Origin of the sequence: Hyphomicrobium sp. MC8b, from assembly GCF_905067615.1 — a bacterium.
In the GTDB taxonomy this organism is placed as follows: domain Bacteria; phylum Pseudomonadota; class Alphaproteobacteria; order Rhizobiales; family Hyphomicrobiaceae; genus Hyphomicrobium_B.
Window position 1 is genome coordinate 3,160,654 of sequence record NZ_LR898465.1, and the last position, 24,813, is coordinate 3,185,466.

17 protein-coding genes, 2 tRNA genes and 1 pseudogene are annotated in these 24,813 nt (G+C 59.3%); 6 read left to right on the plus strand and 14 right to left on the minus strand.

The genetic code is table 11. From position 1 onward, the window contains the following. Position 1: 1 nt before the first annotated feature. The 7 genes from ACLB1Z_RS15345 to tig all read right to left on the minus strand — a co-directional run bounded on the left by ACLB1Z_RS15345 (position 2) and on the right by tig (position 7,803). Positions 2-508, minus strand: a complete 507-nt coding sequence (locus tag ACLB1Z_RS15345; protein WP_409560615.1) for a DUF1993 family protein — start codon at positions 506-508, stop codon at positions 2-4. 180 nt (positions 509-688) lie between these two features. Then, positions 689-763, minus strand: a tRNA-Val gene (locus tag ACLB1Z_RS15350). 89 nt (positions 764-852) lie between these two features. After that, positions 853-1,131 carry an HU family DNA-binding protein gene (locus ACLB1Z_RS15355; protein ID WP_013948531.1) on the minus strand — a complete coding sequence of 93 codons (279 nt, stop codon included), beginning with the start codon at positions 1,129-1,131 and terminating at the stop codon, positions 853-855. Between the two features lie 252 nt (positions 1,132-1,383). Further along, positions 1,384-3,810, minus strand: a complete 2,427-nt coding sequence (gene lon / locus ACLB1Z_RS15360; protein WP_409560616.1) for an endopeptidase La — start codon at positions 3,808-3,810, stop codon at positions 1,384-1,386. 278 nt (positions 3,811-4,088) lie between these two features. After that, the gene (clpX, locus tag ACLB1Z_RS15365) at positions 4,089-5,339 is read right to left on the minus strand and encodes an ATP-dependent Clp protease ATP-binding subunit ClpX (protein WP_013948534.1); all 1,251 of its coding nucleotides are present in this window, start codon (positions 5,337-5,339) and stop codon (positions 4,089-4,091) included. A gap of 350 nt (positions 5,340-5,689) precedes the next feature. Further along, a complete protein-coding gene (locus ACLB1Z_RS15370) occupies positions 5,690-6,343 on the minus strand; it encodes an ATP-dependent Clp protease proteolytic subunit (protein ID WP_409560617.1) in 654 nt (217 codons plus the stop codon). Positions 6,344-6,444: 101 nt separating this feature from the next. After that, on the minus strand, positions 6,445-7,803 hold the full coding sequence (gene tig, locus ACLB1Z_RS15375; RefSeq protein ID WP_409560618.1) for a trigger factor: 1,359 nt from the start codon (positions 7,801-7,803) through the stop codon (positions 6,445-6,447). A 497-nt stretch (positions 7,804-8,300) separates the two neighbouring features. Here tig and fdnG point away from each other — a divergent pair, with 497 nt between their 5' ends. The 5 genes from fdnG (at position 8,301) to selD (ending at position 15,103) form a co-directional block, all read left to right on the plus strand. After that, on the plus strand, positions 8,301-11,372 hold the full coding sequence (fdnG, locus tag ACLB1Z_RS15380; protein ID WP_409563284.1) for a formate dehydrogenase-N subunit alpha: 3,072 nt from the start codon (positions 8,301-8,303) through the stop codon (positions 11,370-11,372). Between the two features lie 11 nt (positions 11,373-11,383). Beyond that, entirely contained in the window at positions 11,384-12,331 is a 948-nt protein-coding gene (fdxH, locus tag ACLB1Z_RS15385; protein WP_409560619.1) for a formate dehydrogenase subunit beta, read from the plus strand. After that, the gene (locus ACLB1Z_RS15390; protein ID WP_409560620.1) at positions 12,328-12,999 is read left to right on the plus strand and encodes a formate dehydrogenase subunit gamma; all 672 of its coding nucleotides are present in this window, start codon (positions 12,328-12,330) and stop codon (positions 12,997-12,999) included. The genes fdxH and ACLB1Z_RS15390 overlap by 4 nt, the downstream gene beginning before the upstream one ends. Positions 13,000-13,009: 10 nt before the next feature. Further along, a complete protein-coding gene (gene fdhE / locus ACLB1Z_RS15395; RefSeq protein WP_409560621.1) occupies positions 13,010-13,939 on the plus strand; it encodes a formate dehydrogenase accessory protein FdhE in 930 nt (309 codons plus the stop codon). A 117-nt stretch (positions 13,940-14,056) separates the two neighbouring features. Beyond that, a complete protein-coding gene (gene selD / locus ACLB1Z_RS15400) occupies positions 14,057-15,103 on the plus strand; it encodes a selenide, water dikinase SelD (RefSeq protein WP_409560622.1) in 1,047 nt (348 codons plus the stop codon). A gap of 203 nt (positions 15,104-15,306) precedes the next feature. On the opposite strand, the gene ACLB1Z_RS15405 is transcribed toward selD, so the two are convergent. Then, the gene (locus ACLB1Z_RS15405; RefSeq protein WP_409560623.1) at positions 15,307-17,379 is read right to left on the minus strand and encodes a glycosyltransferase; all 2,073 of its coding nucleotides are present in this window, start codon (positions 17,377-17,379) and stop codon (positions 15,307-15,309) included. A gap of 384 nt (positions 17,380-17,763) precedes the next feature. Between ACLB1Z_RS15405 and ACLB1Z_RS15410 the strand changes: the two genes are divergently transcribed. After that, a complete protein-coding gene (locus ACLB1Z_RS15410) occupies positions 17,764-18,387 on the plus strand; it encodes a sulfotransferase family 2 domain-containing protein (RefSeq protein WP_409560624.1) in 624 nt (207 codons plus the stop codon). Between the two features lie 80 nt (positions 18,388-18,467). On the opposite strand, the gene ACLB1Z_RS15415 is transcribed toward ACLB1Z_RS15410, so the two are convergent. The 6 genes and pseudogenes from ACLB1Z_RS15415 to hpnI form a co-directional block, all read right to left on the minus strand. After that, positions 18,468-18,563: transfer RNA gene (locus tag ACLB1Z_RS15415), tRNA-Sec, on the minus strand. Between the two features lie 117 nt (positions 18,564-18,680). Further along, a pseudogene (gene selB / locus ACLB1Z_RS15420) lies at positions 18,681-20,513 on the minus strand (selenocysteine-specific translation elongation factor); the annotation flags it as partial. Positions 20,514-20,549: 36 nt separating this feature from the next. Then, positions 20,550-21,959: an L-seryl-tRNA(Sec) selenium transferase gene (selA, locus tag ACLB1Z_RS15425; RefSeq protein WP_409560625.1), complete on the minus strand. Its 1,410-nt coding sequence runs from the start codon at positions 21,957-21,959 to the stop codon at positions 20,550-20,552. A 114-nt stretch (positions 21,960-22,073) separates the two neighbouring features. Next, positions 22,074-22,403: a hypothetical protein gene (locus ACLB1Z_RS15430; RefSeq protein ID WP_409560626.1), complete on the minus strand. Its 330-nt coding sequence runs from the start codon at positions 22,401-22,403 to the stop codon at positions 22,074-22,076. Positions 22,404-22,501: 98 nt separating this feature from the next. Beyond that, on the minus strand, positions 22,502-23,527 hold the full coding sequence (locus ACLB1Z_RS15435; protein WP_409560627.1) for a lysylphosphatidylglycerol synthase domain-containing protein: 1,026 nt from the start codon (positions 23,525-23,527) through the stop codon (positions 22,502-22,504). Next, on the minus strand, positions 23,527-24,720 hold the full coding sequence (gene hpnI / locus ACLB1Z_RS15440; protein WP_409560628.1) for a bacteriohopanetetrol glucosamine biosynthesis glycosyltransferase HpnI: 1,194 nt from the start codon (positions 24,718-24,720) through the stop codon (positions 23,527-23,529). Before hpnI ends, ACLB1Z_RS15435 begins: the two co-directional genes overlap by 1 nt. Positions 24,721-24,813: the final 93 nt, after the last annotated feature.

Consider the following 24,813-nt stretch of genomic DNA (forward strand, 5'->3'; position numbering starts at 1 on the left):
CTCAGGTTCGGCCGACGAAATCGCGCTTACCGATCTCAATGCCGTTGTGGCGCAGGATGTCGTAGGCAGTAGTGCAGTGGAAATAGAAGTTCGGGAACGCGACGTGGAGCAGGTATTCGCGGCCCGTCATGGTCACGTCCTGACCACCGACCTTGAGTGTCAGTTCGCACGTGTCCGCACCTTCGAATTGCTCGCGCTTATAGCCGGCGAGAAGCGACTGGATCTTCGCGATGCGCGCCTTGAGTTCCGGCAGTGTCGTCTCGACGTCGGGAAAGCCCGGCACCTCTGTTCCGGTGAGGCGCGCCGGCGCAGCCTTGGCGAAATCGGTCGCAAGCTGAACCTGACGCGTCAGGTTGAACATATCGGGATACAAACGCGAGCCGAGATAAACTGCAAAGTCGATCTTCTTCGCGGCCGCCTGCTCTGCGGCCTTGTCGAGGAACGCTTCAAGCGCTGAGAGCTGCTTCTGAAAGGTCGGGATGGCGATGTCGTACAGTGATAGAGCCATTGTGTTTCCTCCTTCTAAAGTTCGGTAATACCGAACTAACGTATGATAACTGGCCAGCGGCAGCAAGACATACGTCAGCTGCGCTACGTTTGCGGCAACGTCTACGCACGGTTATTTCTTGGGGATTGGCGAGGTGGGATACCGCCGTCGCACGGGCCTGTCGCCTGGAACGAAGCAACATGGTGGGCGGTGAGAGGGTCGAACTCCCGACATCCTCGGTGTAAACGAGGCGCTCTACCACTGAGCTAACCGCCCGACGCGCCCTTGCTAGTCTGTCTGCAAAAGGCTGTCAAAACAAACACGCGCGCCACTTTCGCGGCGCGCGTGGAAAAGTGTACCGCGGCTTAGTTGATGTTCAGCGCGTCTTTCAGGCCCTTGGCCGGCGTGAACTTCGGCACGCGCGAAGCCGGGATCTGGATCGTTTTACCGGTCGCCGGATTGCGGCCTTCGCGCGCCTTACGGGCAGCGACCTTGAACGTGCCGAAATCCGGGATGCGCACTTCATGGCCGTCCTTCATCGCGGCACGAATGTGGGCGAGAACGGCGTCGACAACGCCGCTCGCCTTCTCCTTCGTCAGCTCGCAATCACGGGCAACGGCATCAATCAAATCTTTCTTGCTCATCTCGTCTTTCCTCTAATGTGGGAGGTGGGGCTTCGGCGCGTGGGCTCGAAGCCCGAGGCGGCCATTTCGGGGAGAAGCGGGCCGCGCATGAAGGGCTAGAAGCGCTCAATCGCCCCGGCCGTCAAGCGGAAAACGCCCGTATTTCCGGACAAAAGCGCATCCTAATGCTCATTCAGCCCAGAACAAAATGCCCCTGCGCGGCAACCGAGCAGGGGCATTCCTTAACGTAAATTTACGCTTATCCGACGAAGGTCAGTGTGCGGTAATTCGCGCACCGCCTTTGGCCGCTTCTTTGGCTTCCAGAGCCTCAGCTTCCGCGGCTTCGTCCCACGTGATGGGCTCCGGCACACGGACGAGTGCGACTTTCAAGACTTCGTCGAGACGCGAGACCGGGATGATGTCCATCTTGGTCTGCACTTCCGACGGAATTTCCGCGAGATCCTTGCGGTTCTCCTCCGGAATAATGACCGTCTTGATGCCGCCGCGAAGAGCCGCGAGCAGTTTCTCTTTCAGTCCACCGATCGGCAGCACGCGACCGCGCAGCGTGATCTCGCCCGTCATCGCGACGTCCTTGCGGACGGGGATGCCGGTCAGAACCGAGATGATCGCCGTCGTCATGGCGATGCCTGCAGACGGTCCATCCTTCGGCGTTGCGCCTTCCGGCACGTGCACGTGGATGTCGCGCTTTTCGAAGAGCGACGGATGGATGCCGAAATCAACCGAGTGCGAGCGCACGTAGGCGTTCGCGGCCTGGATCGACTCCTTCATCACGTCACGCAGGTTCCCCGTGACGGTCATCCTGCCCTTGCCCGGCATCATAACGCCTTCGATCGTGAGCAGCTCGCCGCCGACTTCCGTCCAGGCCAAGCCGGTGACGATACCGACCTGATCCTCAAGCTCAGCTTCACCGAAGCGGTACTTCGGCACGCCAAGGAAGTCGTGAACGTTCTCCGCGGTGACGACAATCGAGGTCTTCGACGACGTCAGGATTTCCTTCACGGCCTTGCGGGCGAGCTTGGCGATTTCGCGTTCGAGCGAACGCACACCGGCTTCACGCGTGTAGCGGCGAATGACTTCCTTCAGTGCATCGTCTTCGACCGTCCACTCGCCCTGTTCGAGGCCGTGAGCTGCATACTGCTCAGGGATCAAGTGGCGCTTGGCGATCTCAAGCTTCTCGTCTTCCGTGTAGCCCGCGAGCCGAATGATCTCCATGCGGTCCATAAGGGCCGCGGGGATATTCAGCGTGTTGGCCGTCGTCACGAACATCACGTTCGAGAGATCGTAGTCGACCTCAAGATAGTGATCGTTGAAGGACTGGTTCTGTTCCGGATCGAGCACCTCGAGCAGAGCCGCCGCAGGGTCGCCGCGGAAGTCCTGGCCCATCTTGTCGATCTCGTCCAAGAGGAAGAGCGGGTTCGTCCGCTTTGCCTTCTTCATGGACTGGATGACCTTGCCAGGCATCGAGCCGATGTAGGTGCGGCGATGGCCGCGGATTTCCGCTTCGTCACGGACGCCGCCCAGCGACATGCGCACGAACTCACGGCCGGTCGCGTTAGCGATCGACTTGCCCAGAGACGTCTTACCGACGCCCGGAGGACCGACGAGGCACAAGATCGGCCCCTTGAGCTTGTTCGTCCGCGCCTGCACGGCGAGGTACTCAAGGATGCGTTCCTTGACCTTCTCCAGGCCATAGTGCTCCTGATCGAGAACCTGCTGGGCCTCGGCGATATCCTTCTTAACCTTGCCCTTGATCCCCCACGGGATCGACAGCAGCCAATCGAGATAGTTCCGCACCACAGTCGCTTCGGCCGACATCGGCGACATCTGCTTGAGCTTCTTCAGCTCAGCGAGCGCCTTGTCCTTGGCTTCCTTCGACAGCTTGGTGTTCTCGATCTTTTCCTCGAACTCGGCGATGTCGTCGCGCTCGTCGGAATCGCCCAGCTCCTTCTGAATGGCCTTCATCTGCTCATTCAGATAGTACTCGCGCTGCGTCTTCTCCATCTGGCGCTTGACGCGCGAACGGATCTTACGCTCGACCTGGAGAACCGAGATCTCGCTTTCCATCAGCGTGTAGACACGCTCAAGCCGCTCGGAAATGCTGGCGGTTTCAAGCACGTCCTGCTTGTCGGAGATTTTGACGGCGAGATGCGAGGCAATCGTGTCTGCGAGCTTCGCGTAATCCTCGATCTGGCCAACGTTGCTCAAGACCTCGGGCGAGACCTTCTTGTTGAGCTTCACGTAGCTTTCGAACTGGGTCACGACGGAACGCGCCAGCGCTTCGAGTTCGTCCTTAGCGCCGGGTACTTCAGCGACGCGCTCGACCTCAGCTTCGAAATAGTTGGCGTTCGGCGTGTAGCGCGTGATCTTGGCGCGCGCATTGCCTTCGACGAGGACTTTCACCGTCCCGTCGGGAAGCTTCAAAAGTTGCAGAACCGATGCGAGCGTGCCGATCTCGTAGATGGCATCCGGCGCCGGATCATCATCGCTGGCGTTCTTTTGCGCGGCGAGCAGAATTTGCTTGTCGGCGCGCATGACCTCTTCAAGGGCCGCGATCGACTTCTCGCGCCCGACAAAGAGGGGGACGACCATGTAGGGAAAAACGACGATATCTCGGAGCGGCAGAACCGGGAACAGCTCTTTTCCGCCGGCTTTTTCCTTGGTCTTTTTGTCTTCGCTCATTTCACTACCTATTCGCCGTGCACCGAAGGTCTGTCATATCCTACCGGTACATTCCACACCCGTTCCACTTTAGGAGCCACGCGTCCCGCCCCTTTTTGTGGCGACGGTTCTGCATGCTCGTGAGCGCGAGCGCGGGGTGAGACCCAAGCCCTAGACACCGGTTTTCGGAGAAATACGGCTGGCTGCTTGACGCCACTCCCTCCGAACAAATGGGGACCAGCGCCCCGCAAACAAGTCCCGGGGCAGTGCCCCGGGAAAGCGTTAATTGTCGCGACGGCTCAGGCTGTCGAGCCCTTCTCTTCCGCGCGTTCCGTGTAGATCCGCAGTGGCTTCGCCGAGCCCTCAACGATTTCCGGTCCGATCACGACCTCCTCGACGCCCTTAAGCGTCGGCAGGTCGTACATCGTGTCGAGCAGGATGCCCTCCATGATGGACCGCAGGCCACGTGCACCGGTCTTGCGCTCGATGGCCTTGCGCGAAATCGCCTTCAGAGCATCAAGCGTGATCGTCAGCTTGACGTCTTCCATCTCGAACAAGCGCTGGTACTGCTTGACGATGGCGTTCTTCGGCTCGGTCAGGATTTGAACGAGCGCCGACTCGTCGAGATCTTCCAGCGTTGCGATGACCGGCAGACGGCCGATGAATTCCGGGATCAAGCCGAACTTCAGCAGATCTTCCGGCTCGACGTTGCGCAGGATCTCGCCCGTGCGGCGTTCGTCCGGACCGCTGACGCGGGCCTGGAAGCCGATCGAGGAACCCTTGCCACGACGCGAGATGATCTTCTCCAAGCCGGCGAACGCGCCGCCGCAGATGAAGAGGATGTTCGTCGTGTCGACCTGCAGGAATTCCTGCTGCGGGTGCTTGCGGCCGCCCTGCGGAGGAACCGACGCAACGGTTCCTTCCATGATCTTCAGAAGCGCCTGCTGCACGCCTTCGCCCGAGACATCCCGCGTGATCGATGGGTTGTCGGACTTGCGGCTGATCTTGTCGACCTCGTCGATGTAGACGATGCCGCGCTGCGCCCGCTCGACGTTGTAGTCAGCAGCCTGCAGCAATTTCAGGATGATGTTCTCGACGTCCTCGCCGACGTAGCCGGCTTCGGTGAGCGTCGTGGCGTCTGCCATCGTGAACGGAACATCCAGGATACGCGCCAGCGTTTGCGCGAGCAGCGTCTTGCCCGAACCCGTCGGTCCGACGAGCAGGATGTTCGACTTCGCCAACTCCACGTCGTTGTTCTTCGAAGCGTGGTTCAGGCGCTTGTAATGGTTATGGACGGCGACAGAGAGAACGCGCTTGGCATGGTTCTGGCCAATGACGTAGCTGTCGAGCACGCCGCAAATCTCCTGCGGAGTCGGAACGCCGTCGCGGGATTTGACGAGGGTGTTCTTGTTCTCCTCGCGGATGATGTCCATGCAAAGTTCGACGCATTCATCGCAGATGAATACTGTCGGGCCAGCAATCAGTTTGCGGACCTCATGCTGGCTCTTGCCGCAGAAAGAGCAGTAGAGAGTGTTCTTCTCTTGAGCCATTTGTTCTCACCTTCCGTGCAAGACCCACCAACGCGATGTTCTTGCTTTGGCCCGCTTTTCACGCTCGGCGCTGAGCCGATTCTGCGGCGACGTGAACTCCATAGCCAATCTGAGCACGCTATCGTTCAGCAGATCAAGATTGGATTAATGGAGCCTACCCGGCCACAGCTCGCAAGCGGCGCTATTGCCACAGTTGATAAACGAGCTGGCAACACCGGCGATTCAATCCGAGCATTTACCTAAACTCACACGCTGATGTGCAGCGTTTGTTCTCCTGAGAGGGCGAATTGCCGCCCACTCTCGTGGTGTTCCGACCGCGAACGGCCGAGTTGCGCTGGCAATTTGCCTTATCAGTCGGCGATTTTGCCAGTTTCGAAGACAGTCCCTTCGACTTCGTCGCGGTTTTCGAGGACTTTGTCGATCAGGCCGAAATCGCGGGCCTGGTCGGCCGTCATGAAGTAGTCGCGGTCCAGCGTCTTATCAACCATCTCGTAGGTCTGACCCGTGTGCTTCACATAGGTCTCGTTCAGACGCCGCTTCATTTTGATGATGTCCTCGGCGTGGCGTTCAATGTCGGACGCTTGGCCAGAGAAACCACCCGACGGCTGGTGCACCATGACGCGGGCATTCGGTAGCGCGTAGCGCATGCCCTTCGCACCGGCACAAAGCAGCAACGAACCCATCGAGGCAGCCTGGCCGATGCACAGCGTGGCGACGGCCGGCTTCACGAACTGCATCGTGTCGTAGATCGCCATACCCGCAGTGACGACACCGCCCGGCGAGTTGATGTACATCGAGATCTCTTTCTTCGGGTTCTCGGACTCGAGGAACAAAAGCTGCATGCAGATCGATGCGGCCATGTGATCTTCGACCGGTCCGGTCACGAAGATGATGCGTTCCTTCAGAAGCCGCGACGGCAGATCGTAGCCGCGCTCACCGCGCGTCGTCTGCTCGACGACCATGGGCCAGAAGGTGTTGGTCAGAGTATTGATCGGATCGCGCATCGCCTTCGTCTTTCCTCATTTCGCAGGCGGACCACCCCGGTCCCGCCTGCCTGACTCGCACGCATTGCGTATTGGATTGCAGGAGCCGCGGTTGCGGCTCTCTATTCTTCAGTCGCCTCTTGGACGGCCTTGAGAAGCTCGTCGCGAGTCACCTTCTTCTCGGTCGGCTTGGCCGCGTCGATGACGAAGTCGATGACCTTATCCTCAAAGATCGGTGCGCGTAGTTCGGCCAGCGCGCCAGGTGTCTTCTCGTAGTATTCGTACACCTGCTTCTCCTGCCCAGGATAACGGCGCGCCTGCTCAACCAGAGCCCGGCGCAATTCGTCCTGGGAGACCTGCAGATTGTTCTTCTCGCCAATCTCGCCGATCACGAGGCCAAGGCGCACCCGGCGTTCGGCGATCTTCCGATACTCGGCGCGCGCCTCGTCCTCGGTCTTGCCTTCGTCGGCGAACGTCTTGTTCGTGGCTTTGAGATTGTTCTCGAGTTGAGTCCATATATTGTCGAATTCGAAATCGACAAGAGACGCCGGAAGCTCGAACGTGTGAGCGGCGTCGAGCGCGTCGAGAAGCTCGCGCTTCAGCTTCTGCCGAGACGCCTGATCATACTCGCGCTTGATCTGCTCAGAGATGAAGCCGCGCAGCTGCTCTAGGCTTTCAGCACCGACGCCCTTGGCGAAATCTTCGTCGACAGCCGGGGTGCGAGACTTTGAAACGCCCTTGACCTTGACGTCGAACTCAGCGGTTTTGCCCGCCAGAGCAGCCACCGGATATTCGGCCGGGAACGTTGCGCTGACGACCTTCTCGTCGCCGGCTTTCAGGCCCACCAAGCCTTCTTCGAAGCCCGGGATGAACTGCTTCTTGCCGATCACCAGGCTCTGGCCTTCGGCCGAGCCGCCTTCGAACGCTTCGCCATCGATCTTGCCGACGAAATCGAGCGTTACGAGATCGCCTTCCGAAGCGGCGCGACCTTCTTCGATGTCGTAGGCCGTGTTGCGCTCGGCGAGGTTCGCAAGCGCTTTGTCGAGAGCTTCGTCGTCGACGTCGGCAACGAGCTTTTCGAGCTTCAGCGTCGACAGATCAGCCAACGGAATAGGCGGCAGGACCTCGAACGACATGTTGTAGGCGAGATCGCCCTGCCCGCTCGCGATTTTCTCGAACGTCTCTTCGTTGAAGTCGACGAGCTCGACCTTCGGCTGCTGTGCCGGACGCTCATTGCGATCCTTGATGGCTTGCGCGCTCGTTTCGTTGAGCGTCTGCTCCATCACTTCCTGCATCAGCGACTTGCCGTACAGCTTCTTGATGTGCGCGACCGGAACTTTGCCGCGGCGGAAACCCTTGATCTCCACGCGGTCCTTGATCTCGTCGAGGCGGGTCGCGAAGCGCTCGCTCAGCTCCGCCTTGCCGACGACCACTTGGAGCGTCCGCTTCAAACCTTCTCGTGCCGTTTCCGTGACTTGCATTGTCCGTGTCCTGAATTCGAGATCAAAGCGCGGCACCCAACCTCGCCGACCGACTATTTAGGAAGCCGCCCGCGGGTCCACAAAGCGCCAAACGCCACCAGCTGCCGCAACACTCGTGCGGACAGAAGTGAGCCCCCAGAGATATTGCCTTGAAATTGCTACGTTTTTAAACCACCGCAAGCCACGAATCCTTGGCCATGCCCCATCGGGAATGCCAGCATCACGCGCCTGGAAGCCTATGCCGAGGCTTAAACAGCCTTTCTGGGAGATTGGCAATACGCTGTCGCATGGCCGTCAAACACAGGCTCGGCGCCGAGGTGATTGCAACGGACAGCCGTTCGAAGGGTTGTCTATCGAAAACGCACGATTATTTCTGCGGAACTATAGCTAAGTTCTTGAAAGACTGCGGCCAATTCCCCGATCCATGTTCACGAGGGCTATACGACCGCCATCGAGAACTGTTAAAAGTTGCAGGCATGGAAGATGGAGCGCCCGGCATGGATCTCACTCGTAGAGGCTTCATAAAGCTCACTGGCGCGGCGCTTGCGACTTCGAGTATGGGAGCGCTCGGGTTTGGTGGTTGCGGTGAGGCGGTCGCGGAAGACGTTCGCCCCTTCAAGCTCACCCACGCCAAGGAGACGCGGAACACCTGCACTTACTGTTCCGTCGCTTGCGGCATCCTTATTTACACGCTCGGCGACGGCGCCAAGAACGCCCGCTCCGACATCATTCACATCGAAGGCGATCCGGACCATCCGGTGAACCGCGGTACCCTGTGCCCGAAAGGCTCGGCGCTGCTTGATATCGTCCACGCGCCGACGCGCCTGCAGGTGCCGAAGTACCGCAAGCCAGGCGGAACCGAGTTCGAGGAAGTCTCCTGGGACTGGGCGCTTGACCGTATCGCGCGCCTGATGAAGGACGACCGCGACAAGAATTTCATCGCTAAGAATGCCGAGGGCACCACCGTCAACCGGTGGATTTCGACCGGCATGCTGGCGGCTTCGGCTTCATCGACCGAAACGTCGTATCTCACGTGGAAAGTCGCCCGCTCATTCGGGATGTTGGTCTTCGATAACCAAGCACGTGTCTGACACGGACCGACGGTGGCCAGTCTGGCTCCAACATTCGGTCGCGGCGCAATGACCAACACTTGGCAGGATATCAAGAATGCCGACTTGGTCATCGTTATGGGCGGAAACGCCGCTGAAGCGCATCCGTGCGGCTTCAAGTGGGTTGTCGAAGCAAAAATAGAAAATGCGGCGCGGCTCGTCGTCGTTGATCCGCGCTTTACGCGGACGGCGTCGGTCGCCGACTATTATGCGCCGATCCGTCCAGGAACCGACATCGCCTTCCTGTCGGGCGTGATCCGGTATCTGCTCGAAAAGGACAAGATCCAGCACGAGTATGTGCGCGCCTATACGAACGCCGGCCTGATCGTGAAAGAAGGCTATGGCTTCGAAGACGGTCTGTTCAGCGGGTACGACCGCGAGAAGGGCCAGTACGACACATCTAGCTGGGACTACGAACTCGACGATCAAGGCTTCGCGAAGGTCGACGATACGTGGCAGCATCCGCGTTGCGTCATGAACCTTCTGAAGACCCACGTCGCGCGCTACACGCCCGAGATGGTGTCGCGCATTTGCGGTACGCCACAGGATAAATACCTGCACATCTGCGAGATGATCGCGGAGACGGCGGCACCCGACAAAGCGATGACGAGCCTGTTCGCGCTTGGCTGGACGCAGCACTCGATCGGCTCGCAGAACATCCGCACGATGGCGATGGTGCAGCTGCTGCTCGGCAACATCGGCATCGCCGGCGGTGGCATGAATGCGCTGCGCGGCCACTCGAACATTCAGGGCCTGACCGACGTCGGTCTGTTGTCGAACCTCATGCCCGGCTACATGACGCTTGCGGCCGATCACGAGGTTACGTTCGACGACTATATGAAGACACGGCTCTATAAGCCGCTGCGACCAGGCCAGACGAGCTATTGGTCGAACTACAGGAAGTTCTTCGTCAGCTTCCAGAAATCGATGTTCGGCGATGCCGCCACCCAGGAAAATAACTGGGCTTACGATTGGCTGCCGAAGCTCGATATTCCGCTCTACGACATCATCAAAGCGTTCGAGATGATGAACCAGGGGCAGATGAATGGATACATCTGCCAGGGCTTCAATCCGCAGCAAGCATTCCCTGATCGCGGCAAGATCCGGCGCGGCTTGTCGAAGCTCAAGTTCCTCGTCACGATGGATCCGCTCGATACGGAGACGTCGCGTTTCTGGGAGAACTTCGGGCCACAAAACCCGGCTGACTCCGCCGAGATCCAGACGGAAGTGTTCCAGCTGCCGACGACGTGCTTTGCCGAAGAAGACGGCTCGCTCGTCAACTCGGCGCGCTGGCTGCAATGGCATTGGAAAGCCGCGGAGCCGCCTGCTCAGGCGAAGCCCGACATCTGGATCATGTCCGGCATCTTCCACCGCATGCGCGAGCTTTATCGCAAGGAAGGCGGCGCGTTCCCCGATCCGATCCTTAATCTCACGTGGAATTATACCAATCCGGTCGAGCCCAACCCGGACGAGTTGGCGAAGGACATGAACGGCCGGGCGCGCATCGATCTCAAAGATGCGTCCGGCGCCGTCATCAAGAAAGCGGGCGAATTGCTCGATGGTTTCGCGCAACTGCGTGATGACGGCACGACGGAGTCGGGCTGCTGGATCTTCTCGGGCTGCTGGACCGAGAAGGGCAACCAGATGGCCCGGCGCGACGCATCCGATCCGCGCGAACAAGGCATCGCACCGAACTGGGCGTGGGCGTGGCCCATGAACCGGCGCATTCTCTACAATCGCGCCAGCGCGGACCCCGCGGGAAAGCCATGGAATCCGGCGAAACCGATCATCCAGTGGGATGGCTCGAAGTGGGTCGGCATCGACGTGCCGGACTACGGCCCAACGGTGAAGCCTTCCGACTCGGTCGGTCCCTTCATCATGAACGCCGAAGGCGTCGGGCGCCTGTTCGCGCGCCAAATGATGGTCGAAGGCCCATTCCCGGAACACTACGAGCCGTTCGAGTCGCCGGCGATCAATGTGCTGCATCCAAAGGTGCAGACGAATCCGGCCGCGCGTGTGTTCCCCGACGATAGGGCCGATTTCGGAACGCCAGCCGAGTTCCCCTATGTGGCGACCACCTACCGCCTGACGGAACACTTCCACTTCTGGACCAAGCACGCCCGCATCAACTCGATCCTGCAGCCGCAGGAATTCATCGAGATCGGGGAAGCGCTCGCGAACGAAAAGGGCATCGCTCAGAACGGCTGGGTGCGCGTGGCCTCCAAGCGCGGCTTCATCGTATGCAAGGCCTACGTCACGAAACGGATCAAGCCGATGATGGTCGACGGCAAGCCGACGCATGTGATCGGCGTGCCGCTGCATTGGGGCTTCACCGGCCAAGCGAAGAAGGGCTACGGCGCCAACACGCTGACGCCGTCCGTCGGTGACGCCAACACACAGACGCCTGAGTTCAAGGCGTTCCTGGTCAATATCGAAAGTGTCAACGGACCTCTGGTCTGACGGAGAAGCCGATGTCTGATCTGCAATCGCAAGACTACATCCGCCGCTCCGCGACGACGATGACACCGCCCGACGCGCGCAGCTGGGAAGACCAGGTGTCGAAGCTCATCGACGTTACGCGTTGCATCGGCTGCAAGGCGTGCCAGGCGGCTTGCATGGAGTGGAACAACCTACGCGACGAAGTCGGCGAGTTCCACGGAACCTACGACAACCCGCTCGATCTCGATCCGCACACGTGGACCGTGATGAAGTTCACGGAATACGAAAATCCCGACGGCAACCTCGAATGGCTGATCCGCAAGGACGGCTGCATGCATTGCGAGGATCCGGGCTGTCTCAAGGCCTGCCCTGCCCCCGGCGCGATCGTTCAGTATGCGAACGGCATCGTCGATTTCATCAGCGAGAATTGTATCGGTTGCGGCTATTGCGTGAAAGGCTGTCCGTTCGACATTCCGCGCATCAGCCCGGTCGATCACAAATCGTACAAGTGCACGCTCTGTTCCGATCGCCTGGCGGTGGGGCTTGAGCCTGCCTGCGTGAAGGCATGCCCGACGGGTGCCATCATGTTCGGCTCGAAGAAGGACATGACGGACTGGGCGGGAGAGCGTATCGTCGATCTGAAATCGCGTGGTTTTGAAAACGCCGGTCTTTACGATCCCCCGGGCGTCCAAGGCACGCATGTGATGTACGTGTTGCATCACGCCGACAAGCCCGGGATCTATGCCGGACTGCCGGAAAATCCAAAAATCAGCTCGACTGTAGAGTTCTGGAAGGGCCTCATCAAGCCGGTTGCGCTGGTCGGAATCGCTGCCGCAGCGGTCTCGGGTTTCCTGCACTGGGTCATCGCCGGGCCTAACGAAGTGCAGCCGGAAGACGAAGAAGAAGCCAAGCACGTTCTTGAGGCCAACCGCTTCCCCGAAGTCGGTGGCCGTTCGCAGCGAACGGAGCATCCGACATGAGCCGCCCGTATGGAACGCTGACGCGCAACAGCACGATCACTCGCCTCAACCATTGGCTGACGGCCGCCTGCTTCATTCTTTTAATGCTGTCGGGTCTGTCGATGTTTGATCCGCTGCTGTACTGGCTGTCGAACCTGTTCGGCGGCGGGCAATGGACGCGCGCTGCGCATCCGTGGATCGGCTGCGTGCTGCTGGTCAGCTATACCGGCCTCATCATTCAGTTCTGGCGCGACAATCTTTGGACCCGCGACGACGTCGCGTGGATGAAGGCCATCGACAAGGTTCTGGAGAACAAAGAGGAAGGCGTTCCGGAAGTTGCGCGCTTCAATGCCGGACAGAAATTCGTATTCTGGTCGATGACGCTTCTCGTTCCGGTGCTGTTCTTTACTGGCCTCGTCATCTGGGAATATTATTTCGGCAGCTATACGTCGATCCCGACGCAGCGCGCGGCTCTGCTCATTCATTCGTTGGCTGCCATTGCCGCGATTATCATCTGGATCGTTCACGTCTATGCTGCGATCTGGGTGCGCGGTTCTATGCGGGCCATGACGCAAGGCTGGGTGACGCCGGGCTGGGCGTGGCGGCACCATCGGAAATGGTTCCGGTCGCTCGCGACGACGGGTTCAACCGGACCGCGGCCAAGCGTGAACGGCCGTCTGCACAAGTAAGGAGTGTTGCGTGAGGCAAGGCGGCGCGCCACCGACCGGCAAATGGGTCGGCAGTCCGCTTGGCGGCGTCAGCACGCCCGAGCCGCTGCTTCTGGCCGATCTGACAACACGCTTCTCCGCGACGGCCGCTCGTCTTCGAGCGCTTGCAACCGGCCACCCGATGACGAAGTGGCTTGGCTTCATGGCGCTTCTTTCGGACGCGCAGGACAAAGCCGCGGCGACGTTACCGCCAATGCCCGGTATCGATCCTTCACTCGTCGAGCAATCGGTCGCTGCGCGCATGCCGCCCCTCGCGGCAGATGGCCATCACCGGCATGCAGCATGGCGCGACGGACTGGCAGTGCTGTTCGAAGAACTCGACAGCAAAGATATTCCCGAATCTGCTGCGGCGGTCATCGCCAACATGCGTGGCTTGCCTGTAAATGACGTCGAAGATTTAGCGGACGGCTTTCTGCGCGGTGCTCTGAGCATGGGAGACGTCGGCGCGGCGCTTTATGGTGCAGCCGCCTTGCAGGTCTACTTCACGCGCCTTGCCGCAAGCCTCGATGCGTCAACGCTTCGCCTGCTGCCGCAGCGCGGACTTTGCCCCTGCTGTGGCTCGACGCCGGTTTCAGGATTGATCACCGCCTCGGGGCCGACGCCCGGCACGCGGTACCTCTATTGCTCACTATGCTCGACGGCGTGGAACCACGTGCGGGCGGTCTGCATCACGTGTGAAAGCTCCGGCGCCTTGCTGCTCAAAGGTATTCAAGGCGGCTCGGCGGCCGTCCAAGCGGAAACTTGCGACGACTGCCACACATACGCGAAGATGCTTTACCAAGTGAAAGATACGAAGGTCGATCCTTACGCCGACGATCTGGCTTCCCTCGGGCTCGATATCATGGTGTCAGAAGCCGGCTGGGCGCGGCATGCGCCCAATCCGCTGCTTCTCGTCGGCTGACGCGCGACAGTAGCGTCCGCCTTTTACGAAACCATGCATTCCGAAAAATCGCCGTGGCGATAACTGGCGCGCCTGCCTATATCGAGGGCTCAATCCGTCTCGACCATAGCAGGAAACATGTCTGGCCCTACACAACGCTTGACCGACCTCGCGCATGGCGGCGGCTGCGGTTGCAAACTCGCGCCGTCCGTCCTGCAGGACCTTCTGGCCAAACAGCCCGCAGCGGGGGCCTTCGCGCAACTGCTCGTCGGCAACGAAACCGGCGATGATGCCGCCGTCTGGCAGATCGACGACGACCAATGCATCATTGCGACGACCGATTTCTTCATGCCGATGGTCGATGATCCTCGCGACTTCGGGCGGATCGCGGCGGCCAACGCGATTTCGGACGTGTATGCGATGGGCGGCCGCCCGATCATGGCGCTGGCGATCCTCGGCATGCCGCTAGGCAAACTCTCCGTTGAGGACGTGCGCGAGATCCTGGCCGGCGGCGCGTCCGTTTGTGCGGAGGCGGGCATTCCCGTGGCAGGCGGTCATTCGATCGACGCGCCGGAGCCGATCTATGGGCTTGCCGTTATCGGGCTTGCAATGCCGCAGAACGTCCGCCGCAATGCCGGTGCGAAGCCCGGTGACGCGTTGATCCTGACCAAAGGCATCGGCGTCGGCATTTACTCGGCCGCCTTCAAGAAGCGCGCGTTGCCGGACGATGCGTACGCAGAATTCATGGCGTCCACCACACTGCTCAATCGGATCGGTCAGACGCTTGGCGAGAACGCAGATGTGCACGCTATTACCGATGTGACCGGCTTCGGCATTCTGGGGCACGCGCTCGAGATCGCGCGTGGCAGCGGCGTCAGCATCGAGATCGCATTTGATAAGTTGCCATTTCTATCACGTGCCGAAGCGCTAGCCAAAAGCGGCTTCATCACAGGCGCTTCTGGGCGCAACTGGGCGAGCTATGGCCATGAGGTCGTTTTGCCGGGTGATTACCCGCAATGGCAGCAAGCGCTGCTGACCGATCCGCAAACCTCTGGCGGCCTTCTCGTCGCCTGTGCGGCAGATCAAGCCGAGAACATTCGCAGCGAGATCGAACGCGCCGGATATCCGATGGCGCGCATCATTGGTTTGGTTGCGAGCGGCACGCCACAAGTTCGCATCCGCTGAATCCTGCCGCCGTCAGGACGGACGCTCGACAGGAAACTCAACTGATGTCGGGCAACAAGTCCTTCCAGAAAAAGAAGCGCACCTTGTTCAAATCGAAGCGGCAGCGCGGTTCGAGACGGCGAAGGAATTCAGGAAAATACGCCGACCGGACGCCCGAGAACTTCATCCGAGGTGGAACCGCAAACATCCGATTTCGGGCCAGCTCATTCCGGCGAACTTTGACTCTCTTTTAACGATCTGGCGTTTCGCCGGAGCCTCCGCCTATTTTCCCGATAGGAGTTGTAAATCGGAATTGTTTGCAGCCACGATTTAAAATGGCCCACTTGTTTAATCGTCTTGGCGTTATCGTTTTTTATCGTTTCGGGACTGTCGTCTTTTATCGCATTAGAACTGTCGTTCTCTTGAGGGCGCTCCTGAAGATGGCGCGAGGACAGCGCGTTAACGAGCTCCGCTGACGACCTCTGAGCGTGAAACAACTCAGAAAAAGTCGCCGTCCCGGGATAGGTCAATTCCTGCAGGCGAAGTCTTATTCTTTCGTCGCATGCGATCCACGCGCTAGTTTTATCCAAAAATACGCTGTTATCTTCACTGATCGTCCGCCAATTCCATACCGCTGTCGCTCTATTGCACAATGCAAATCGCGTCTTCGAGGCTATCAAATTGTAAAGATAAACGTCCTCGGCGAATTCAAGTCGTGGATCTTGAAGAAGGGTCCAATCAAGAACTTCCTTCCTAGCTATCCAAGCATTTGAATGAATATAATTGTCGCCCGTTATCAATCGAGTGAGATTGAATTCATCAAGAAACTTGAGTTCACGTGTTTCCTCGATCTGTTTCCCGCCCGGCCCTCTGAAATTGCGAGCCTCCACGAAGCAGCCTTCGTCCTCTTCGGTTCGGATTACACCACCATAGATAAAGCCCGCTTCAGGATGCCTGATGGCCGCAAATAGCAGATGCGAGAAGTGAGCGGGTTCAATCTGATCCGCATCGTCCAGGACGGCGAAGAAAGGAGCGGTTACTGCTTGGAGCCCCCTCCACAACGCGGCACTACGAAGACCGTCTTCTTCACATTCGAGGTAGCAAATTTTCAAGTTACGGAACGAGCGATGCTCAATAGCTCGTATGTCGTCTCTCTTTTTGCAATCAACCAACAGAATACGAAATGTTCCGACGAGTTGCCTCTCGACGCTCTGAACCGCGCGCTCCACATATGAAAGAGGGCGTCCTCCCACGCGAATAATAATATCTATGAGCGGCTCGGATATCGGGCTCGATGCCGATGACCCTGTCTCTTGAACCGAATAAAAACGCTTCACTTCCTCCATGTTGCGGCGCTGTATAGATGCGACTTCGGTGGCAAAATCAACGGTTTTGGAAATCAGATCTTCGAGATTGTATTCTTGGTTCAGGGCGGTATGGGCTCGTCTTGCCAACTCGTCGGCTTGACCTGGATTCTGATTGATCCATTCCAGATGCTTCCTGATATCGCCAACAACCCTGTCTGCGGGCTGTCGGAGATCGACGTAAAGGGCGGCATCCCCTAGCATCCGTTTAGCAAACGGAATTTCATCGGCGATGATCACGCAACCTGCCCCGGCTGCCTCGAACAGGCGCATAGACGGAGTATCGGCTTCTCTGTGTTCTGTCTTATGAAGGCATAACGCGATGCCGTGAGACGAGAGGATGTCATGAACGGCCGTTCCGCTAAAAGGAACAGGACCGCGATAGCCTGATTGAAGATGGGTCCAGTTCGACTCCGGTCCATAGACGGCGAGAGACCCGTCATCGGCAAGATCTGTCAGTATGTCCGCGTGTCGGGCGCCGTCCCAATGTACGCCGATGTACGCAAGCGATCGAACCGTGCTGGGGATGGACGGTGCCAACTTTTGCCAAGGGGAGGCTGGCAGGAACCAAAAATCAGATTTCGGCTTCTGAACCCGAGAAGAGAATTCCAGATCGTCCAGGTATTGTTTGACGGCAGGAGAGCCCACCAGATACGCGTCGTAGCTCCTTATTGAACGAATACGGTCGGCATCGTGCCTGTAGAACGCCGGAGGGCTCCACATAACTCCAAACGTAGGATAGCCGGTCAATTTAGGAGTGAATTCGTGAAGGCAAAGCACCACGTCGGGCTGGCACCTCAGGATATCATTCGACGTGACAACCTCTATTGCCTCGTGGCCAACATTCTTCGCCGCAACCGCAAATCGTCGAATGAATTCTCGCTCTGCCGTATAAGGACGATTTGGCAAACTATCGGTAATTGCTATGCGCATGATGCGCGAGAAAAGTTCAATGTTGAACGATAACGAACGTCTCTTCTCTCCATGAACGATATCCCTCTTTCAGGAACAAGCGCGCTGAAAAGGCTCCGGCTTGACGGCAATTCCGGCGATGGACGCCGATGGCATAGTCAGACTAATTCTCCCGACCATCCTTCAATGTGGACCGACACGACACTTGCCCGCGCAATATTGCGAACAAGCGTTCCGCCGGATGGATCAATACTAACATTACACAACGGCGAGCGAGAATGAGCAAAGGTTATCGGAGACCCAGACGTCCGATCAACCCGTTGTCCACTGGTTTCCGCAGCCCCGCTGAAGACTTAGAACAATGGGCCTGTTTAAAGTGCGTAGATCATAAGTACGGATGACATGATGATCTCACACGAATATCGATGTATTTTTGTACACATTCCTCGCTGCGCAGGGACAAGCATTGAGACGTGGCTGTGCAATCAGGATTGGTGGGAATTCGAGCCTCACACCAAGCATCTTTTAGCCAGCCAAGCCAAAGAGCTTTATGCCAACTGGTGGGATGACTATTTCAAATTCGCCGTGGTTCGGAACCCGATTGATCGGACGCGATCATGCCTGCACTATTCGGATTATTTTGGCTTGCGGCAAACGCCAAGCGGTATTTCTTTCGAGGAATACCATTCACATTTTGGTCGCGACATAGTTCTGGAGCACGATTATCGCTTTTCGAATCGCAGCGAGCTATTAAATGACCGACATCAACCCAACGCGGTTTACTGCAATATCCTCAACGAGCCATTAGATTTTATAGCGCGATACGAGCAACTCGACGAAGATATGAAGTTCATCGAGGCGAAGCTAGGGGTTTCACGGCCATTTAATCACTGGGTAGAAAAATCCAGAGACAATCACAAATTAAACGAACGTGATATCGAGGCGATTACGAAAATGTATCGTCTTGACTTCGAGAGATTTGGTTATGCAATTGACGGAGCAGAATATCGGCTAGCTATCACTGGGTAAAAGCTAGCAGCATCCCGCCGATATCCATCCGCCCTTATTCGTTACAATATGCGTTATTGCCGTTTGCGGGTTCTGGCGCCTGGCGGAGGAGAATGGGAGTCGAACCCACCAAGGGCAGGCTCGCTGCCCCACTCGGATTTGAAGTCCGAACGCCCCACCGGGGACGATTCTCCTCCATCGGCCATTGTGGACGCATGCACGATGCTTCCGAACAAGTCCAGCCGGTGTTGGTTCATGCGGCGCAGATCACCCTTGCGGAGCGTCACGCCGTTGCGGTCAAAAAATTCGAGAATTTGGATCGCAACCTTACGGCCGTTGTCGAGACGATCACGGAATTCGGCGGCGTTGAACCAGCCGGTCTCAGCTTTGGCTTGCACGTCGGCCGCGATCGCGACCATCTCGCGGACTGTTGCGCGCAGAAAAAAATGATCATGCGCGATTTCGTCGGCGCGGCCGAGGCGGCTCGCAAGCTTCAGCAATCTGCGGACGTCGCGCTCGGGACTTCTTGTTGAATTGGCGATATCGCGAACGCGGGGCGGCCGAAAACGCTCGTTACCGCCAATCTGACGCGCGATGGTTTTCCACATCTCCTCATCACTCGGCGCCAAGCGCACTTGATGCGTGGCGAGACGAACGAACGCGCCATCGAGTGCGATCTTGCCCTTTTCGGCAATTTTGTAGAGCGCCGCCGCGAACACGGACTTGCTCAGACGCGGCTCGAGCAGGAGGCGCAACTGCTCGCGGCCGATGCCCTGGAGATCAGGATTGTCAGTGTGGAATTGCGTGACGCGTTCGATCATATACCCGACGAACGATTGCCAGCGGGCAGGCAAGATGGACGCTCGCGTATCGTCAGCGTCGAGGACGACAAGGTCGAGTTCGGAAGCGATGCAACCGGCCTGCACGGAAGAGAGCGCGCGATCTCGCGCGAAGGCCGCAAGATCGGCAGTGAAGGGCGGCGTATCGAGCAGCGCCGCGAATGCCGCTCTAGGATCGTCGATGGCGAGCGCTGCTCGCTGTGTCCTTCTCTCCGGTGTTCGCCGTTTGCGCGCAGGCGCCCTTAAATCGATGAACTTGCCGCCGCCGATCGTGCGCTGCGCCGACACGTCGCGAATGACGAAACGGTCGGGCACGGCGGCTGCAACCGGTGCATCGAGCACGAGTTGCACGTCGGCCGTTGCGCCGGGCCGCACGGCCTTGTCATCGAGAAGAACGATACGCGCACCAACCTCGGCGGAGGCATGATGCAATCGCACCGGAAACCATTGTCCGATGGCCTTTTCTTCCGACGGCAGGACATTAAGGACCGCATCGATGCGATCGGTCGGGGCATGGAGCGCCGGACTGAGTACGACATCGCCGCGACTGATCGCATCCTTGGCAATGCCCGGTCCAGAGAGATTGAGCGCACAGCGATCGCCGGCCCAGCCGATTTCGGCAGGCGTGTTCTGAGCATGGATCGAACGCACGCGCGCAGACAAACCTGATGGGCTGATCTGAATTTGCGCGCCTATGCCGACGAAGCCTGAAAGCACGGTGCCGGTAACGACCACGCCTATGCCGGGCAGCGTGAAAACACGATCAATCGCGAGGCGGAATGCGCCTTCCGACGAGCGCGCGGGCGTCTCGCCTGCTGCCGCGATCAGCCGGTTACGCAATTCGTCGATGCCTTGGCCGGTCACGGCCGATACCGGCAAAATATCCGCGCCTGCGAGCACTGTTCCGCCGACGACGGTTCTGATTTCCGACGTGACGTCAGCCAAGCGTTCCGGGCTCGCCAGATCGGCTTTGGTCATGACGATTAGCCCCTTGCCGATCCCGAGGAGATCGAGAATAGCCAAGTGCTCGACCGTTTGCGGCTTGACGCCGTCATCGGCGGCGACGACGACCAGCGCGAGATCGATGCCGCTCGCGCCAGCGAACATCGTATGCACGAAGCGTTCGTGACCCGGCACGTCGATAAAGCCGACAATGCGCCCATCCCCGGCAGGCATGTAAGCGAAGCCCAGGTCGATCGTGATGCCGCGCGCCTTCTCTTCCTTCAGGCGATCGCCATCGACGCCGGTCAGTGCTTTGACGAGCGCGGTCTTGCCGTGGTCGATATGTCCGGCGGTGCCGATGATCATTTTGTTATCTGTCGGCTTTGGTTTGTCCGGCCTACATTAAGCCAGGCGGTGAGGATCGAGATGTGTAAGGACAGATAGAAACGCGGCTTCGTCGGTCAAGCATCTGAGATCGAGAATGAGCACGCCATCTTCGATGCGGCCGATCACAGGCCGCGACAGAGTGCGCAGCGCCGAGGCGAGACGTTCGAGGGCCGCGCCCCCGCTTTTCGAGCGAACTGCGAGCCCGGCGCTTTCGACGGTATCGAGCGGCAACGCTCCTGAGCCGATCTGGCTCTTGCAGTCGCGTGTCTCGACCGCGAACGCCATGCCGACGGCAGACTGAACATGCGGCAGCAGCCGTGTCGCTTGGGCTTCGATATCCCCGCGCGGCCGCGCAAGAAGGCGCAACGTCGGCAGTCTTTCGAACAGACGGTCCGGATCGCGATAGAGCTTCAGCGTGGCCTCGATGGCGGCAAGGCGGATCTTGTCGACGCGGAGCGCGCGCTTCATCGGGTTGCGATTGATCGCCTGGATCAGGTCGCGCTTGCCGACGATGAAGCCCGCCTGCGGTCCGCCGAGAAGCTTATCGCCGGAGAAGGTAACGATGCCAGCGCCCTCGGCGACGGCTTCGCGTACGGTCGGTTCGGACTGCATGCCGAATATCGAAAGGTCGATCAACGAACCCGAACCGAGGTCGTTCATCAGCGGAACGTCTGCCGCGGTGGCTATTTCAGCAAGCTCGGGGGCGGAGACTTCTTTGGTGAAGCCGAGGATGCGATAGTTCGAAGTGTGGACTTTCAGAATGACGCCGGTCGCGTCCGTGAGGGCGGCGCGATAATCTTTCGCGTGCGTGCGGTTCGTTGTTCCGACCTCGACCAGTTTCGCGCCCGCGCGAGACATGATATCCGGCATGCGAAAGGCGCCGCCGATCTCGATCAACTCGCCACGCGAAACGATGGCTTCGCGACCACCGGCAAGCGTGTTGAGCGCGAGCAGCACGGCGGCGGCGTTGTTATTGACGACGGTCGCGTCCTCCGCGCCGGCCAGTTCGCAAAGCACTTCCCTGATATGGTCGTCGCGTTCTCCGCGCTTACCGGTCGCAAGGTCAAATTCCAGCGCCACGGGATCGCGCATCGCTTCGACGGCGGCTTCGATGGCGGCCTCGGCGATGAGCGCACGGCCCAGATTGGTGTGCAGCACGGTGCCCGTTAGATTGAACAGCGGACGCATTGTCGAGCGATCGCTTTCGGCGAGTCGGGCAAACGCAATGGCGACCAGGCTCTCGATCGTCGGTAGCGTCGTGCTCCCGGATTTGAGCGTGGCGCGCGTTTCTGCGAGGACATCGCGGATGGCGTCCGTTGCGGCGGTGCGGCCAAAGCGTCCCAGAAGATCGGCAGCAACTCCGCTTTTCAGAACGGAATCGACCGAGGGAAGATCGCGAAGGAGAGCGGCTTTTGAAAGTTCCAAACAGTCCTCTGGCGGCTGACGACATCACGCGCCATGCTAGCGAGTTTCGCGCGGGCGGAAAGATGCCCTGCCGCTAAAAAGCATGCACGATCTTAACGATCTGCTGCCAGGCGCTTAAAAGTGCAGCCACAGCCCGTCGGTGCCGGCGTCGATCTGGAAGATGGAATAGATCTCTTCGCAAGCCGGATGCACGCGATAGTCCGCCTTGACGAACCTGCAGATCTCTTCGGCATCCGCCGGATGCGCCAGCAATGCCTCGGCCGTCGTGCGGATGCCCCGTTCGCGCGCTACGCGGGCGATTTGATCGGCACGACAGTATGGCGTCGAAACCCAGCCACCTCTGACATACTGGAAATTGCCATCGCAACGCGGCGCGCGTCGGGCTTCGACTGCTGGGACTGCAACTGTGAGGGCAAGCAGGCCCGCGAGGGCGAGGCGTTTCATGGCACAGATCCGGCTGGCGATTTTCCGCTGAGGCTACCTCGATACGGCGTTCGTATGAAGGTTTGATGTTGCCGCGCCGCCGCCGAAAGCCCTCGCCTTCACTTTCGGGACTCGGCAAGGCGGCCCTGCCAGAAGCGCTTGCCTTCCGAGATATGCCAGGCAATGAGACCCGGCACTCCGGCGATGATCTCTTTGGCACGCTTCAGAAGGGAAAGTGCGAGCGCGACGTCGGGGCCGAGACCGAACAGCGCGCCGATCACGATATAGCCACCCTCCTGCACGCCCGCCGCCCAAGGGACAACGAACGCCACGCTTCTAAGCGCGAAGACGAGGCTTTCAAGTGCGAGAACATCGCCGACGGAAAGCTGATGGCCCATGAAATAGAGGGCAAGCCACGTTTCCGCAGCGCCCGACAGCCAGCCGAGCAAGTGGATACCGACCGATGCCGCGACCGCGCTCCGCTCACGGTAGATGGACTGGATCGCGCTGTGAATGCTGCCCGTGTCCGACATGCCTTCCCAGCCGCGCGTGAAGCCGAGCTTCGCGGGAAGCTGTTCGAGAAAAAGGATCAGGCCGTTCCGCTGCGCGATCAAAAAGCCGACGACGGCGATCGTCGCGACGCAAAGGCCGGCCGCGGCCCACCACGCGGCTGGCTCGTCCGGGTGATAGGCGAACAGGAATGCAAGGCCCATGAACGTGTAGATGAGCTGGCCCAGCATCTCGGTCGTCATATCGACGATGGTGGTCGCTGCGGCGACGTTCACGCGCAACCCGTGCTTGGTCAGTTCGCGCGCGCCTGCCGCCTCACCTGCGCCGGGAATGACGGCGAGCAGGTTGCCGACGCTGTCGCGGATCCAGCGCGCCCATAGAAACATCAGACCGCGGCTCTGCGGGTATTTTTCGACGAGGAGGACGCGCCAGCTCCAGGCGCAGAACCACAGCGAAAAGAGATAGGCGCACATGACGGCGAGCATGCCGCTCCAGCCTGCGGTCGACAGCGCATCCCAGATCTCGCCAATTCCGAAGTAGACGACCAGGCCGACGGCGAGGAGCACGCCGCAGGTCGCAGCGGCGAACAAGGCCGTCCGCGAGCCCATCTGTGTCGACACCTCCTCGGCGCTCATCACTTCTCTCCAACCGTGGCGGCGATGGCGCCAATGTTGCGTCCATCGGCGATGAGCTTGCGGAAGGCTTCATAGGTGAAGATGTTTTTGCCCCACTTCACCTTGTTGCCGAATAGGCCGAAGGCCCAGGCGAAAAAGCAAACGCATTCGCGGATCGGCACGAGCCAGGGCTGTGCGGGCGTGTTCATCTTGAAGCTGCGCCGCACCTGATAGTGGAGTGCGATGCGCAGCACGATTTCGGCTGCGATAATCGACAGTCCGATGACCGTGGGCCACGGCAGCAGAAGCAGAAGAAGCAGCGGCAACGGCCACGTGATCACCGACATGAAGTGATCGCTCGGGCGGCAGAAGCGCTCCATGCGCTGCCACAGGATTTCGTGGCGGAAGAGTTCTGAAAAGCTCTTCTCCGCCACGATCGTATCGCAACAGTAGGGTGACAACTCGACCTTGTAGCCGCGCTGCGCGACGAGATTTCCGAGCGCGAAGTCATCGGGGAAAAAGTTCGACAGATGGTTGAAGCCGCCGAAGGAGTCGAGCGCCTCGCGACGCACGCTCGCCATCGCGAAAACGAAGTCGATGCCGCGCAGGCCGACATCGACGAGGACAGACGGCGCGAACCAATCGCTGATGTTCATGGTGCCGAAATCGGCGGCCGCTGCGCCGCCGTAGGGCAACCCTTTGTAAATCGAGGCAACGGCGCCAACCTTCGGATCGATGAAGGGAGCAGCCAGCGACGCGATGCAATTGCTGTCGACCTTCAGATCGGCGTCCGCGACGAGCAGGATGTCGTAGCGGGCGGCGCGATAGATGTTGGCAAGGTTCGAGGCACGGGGATTTGGTCCGGCCAGGTTTGCATCAACGACGAGGCGCAGATCGCGATCCGGAAATTCCGCCATCAGCCGTTTCACCACGGCTACGGCCGGGTCGGTTTCCGAATGGGCACCAAAGATGACCTCGTATTGCGGCCAGTCCTGATCGCAGAAGGTCCGCAGGCATTCGTAAAGAAATGGCTGGCCGCCGTGGACCGGCTTCAGCACCGATACCGGCGGACGAAAGCCTTCGGCGGCAGGAACCGGGCGTTCGCGGAATCGCCACGTGAAGTAGAGCGCCAAAACCAAGTATGCGAGCGCAGCAAGACCCAAAACGATGCCGGCAATAACGAAGGGATTGAGAAGCACGATCGGCATGTGCATTCGGCTGGCGTCTCCAAGACATAGGTGGCGGCGACTACGACCTAGCCGTAATCACGCAACACGGGCGTAGCATAAATGCGGCGGCTTTCGACC

Coding starts and splice junctions, on each gene's coding strand:
- hpnI (WP_409560628.1), bottom strand. CDS start 24,720: ATGCACATGCCGATCGTGCTTCTCAATCCCTTCGTTATTGCCGGCATC.
- tig (WP_409560618.1), bottom strand. CDS start 7,803: ATGCAAGTCACGGAAACGGCACGAGAAGGTTTGAAGCGGACGCTCCAA.
- ACLB1Z_RS15390 (WP_409560620.1), top strand. CDS start 12,328: ATGAGCCGCCCGTATGGAACGCTGACGCGCAACAGCACGATCACTCGC.
- fdxH (WP_409560619.1), top strand. CDS start 11,384: ATGTCTGATCTGCAATCGCAAGACTACATCCGCCGCTCCGCGACGACG.
- ACLB1Z_RS15345 (WP_409560615.1), bottom strand. CDS start 508: ATGGCTCTATCACTGTACGACATCGCCATCCCGACCTTTCAGAAGCAG.
- ACLB1Z_RS15370 (WP_409560617.1), bottom strand. CDS start 6,343: ATGCGCGATCCGATCAATACTCTGACCAACACCTTCTGGCCCATGGTC.
- ACLB1Z_RS15405 (WP_409560623.1), bottom strand. CDS start 17,379: ATGCGCATAGCAATTACCGATAGTTTGCCAAATCGTCCTTATACGGCA.
- ACLB1Z_RS15430 (WP_409560626.1), bottom strand. CDS start 22,403: ATGAAACGCCTCGCCCTCGCGGGCCTGCTTGCCCTCACAGTTGCAGTC.
- selD (WP_409560622.1), top strand. CDS start 14,057: ATGTCTGGCCCTACACAACGCTTGACCGACCTCGCGCATGGCGGCGGC.
- ACLB1Z_RS15435 (WP_409560627.1), bottom strand. CDS start 23,527: ATGAGCGCCGAGGAGGTGTCGACACAGATGGGCTCGCGGACGGCCTTG.
- ACLB1Z_RS15410 (WP_409560624.1), top strand. CDS start 17,764: ATGATCTCACACGAATATCGATGTATTTTTGTACACATTCCTCGCTGC.
- ACLB1Z_RS15355 (WP_013948531.1), bottom strand. CDS start 1,131: ATGAGCAAGAAAGATTTGATTGATGCCGTTGCCCGTGATTGCGAGCTG.
- lon (WP_409560616.1), bottom strand. CDS start 3,810: ATGAGCGAAGACAAAAAGACCAAGGAAAAAGCCGGCGGAAAAGAGCTG.
- clpX (WP_013948534.1), bottom strand. CDS start 5,339: ATGGCTCAAGAGAAGAACACTCTCTACTGCTCTTTCTGCGGCAAGAGC.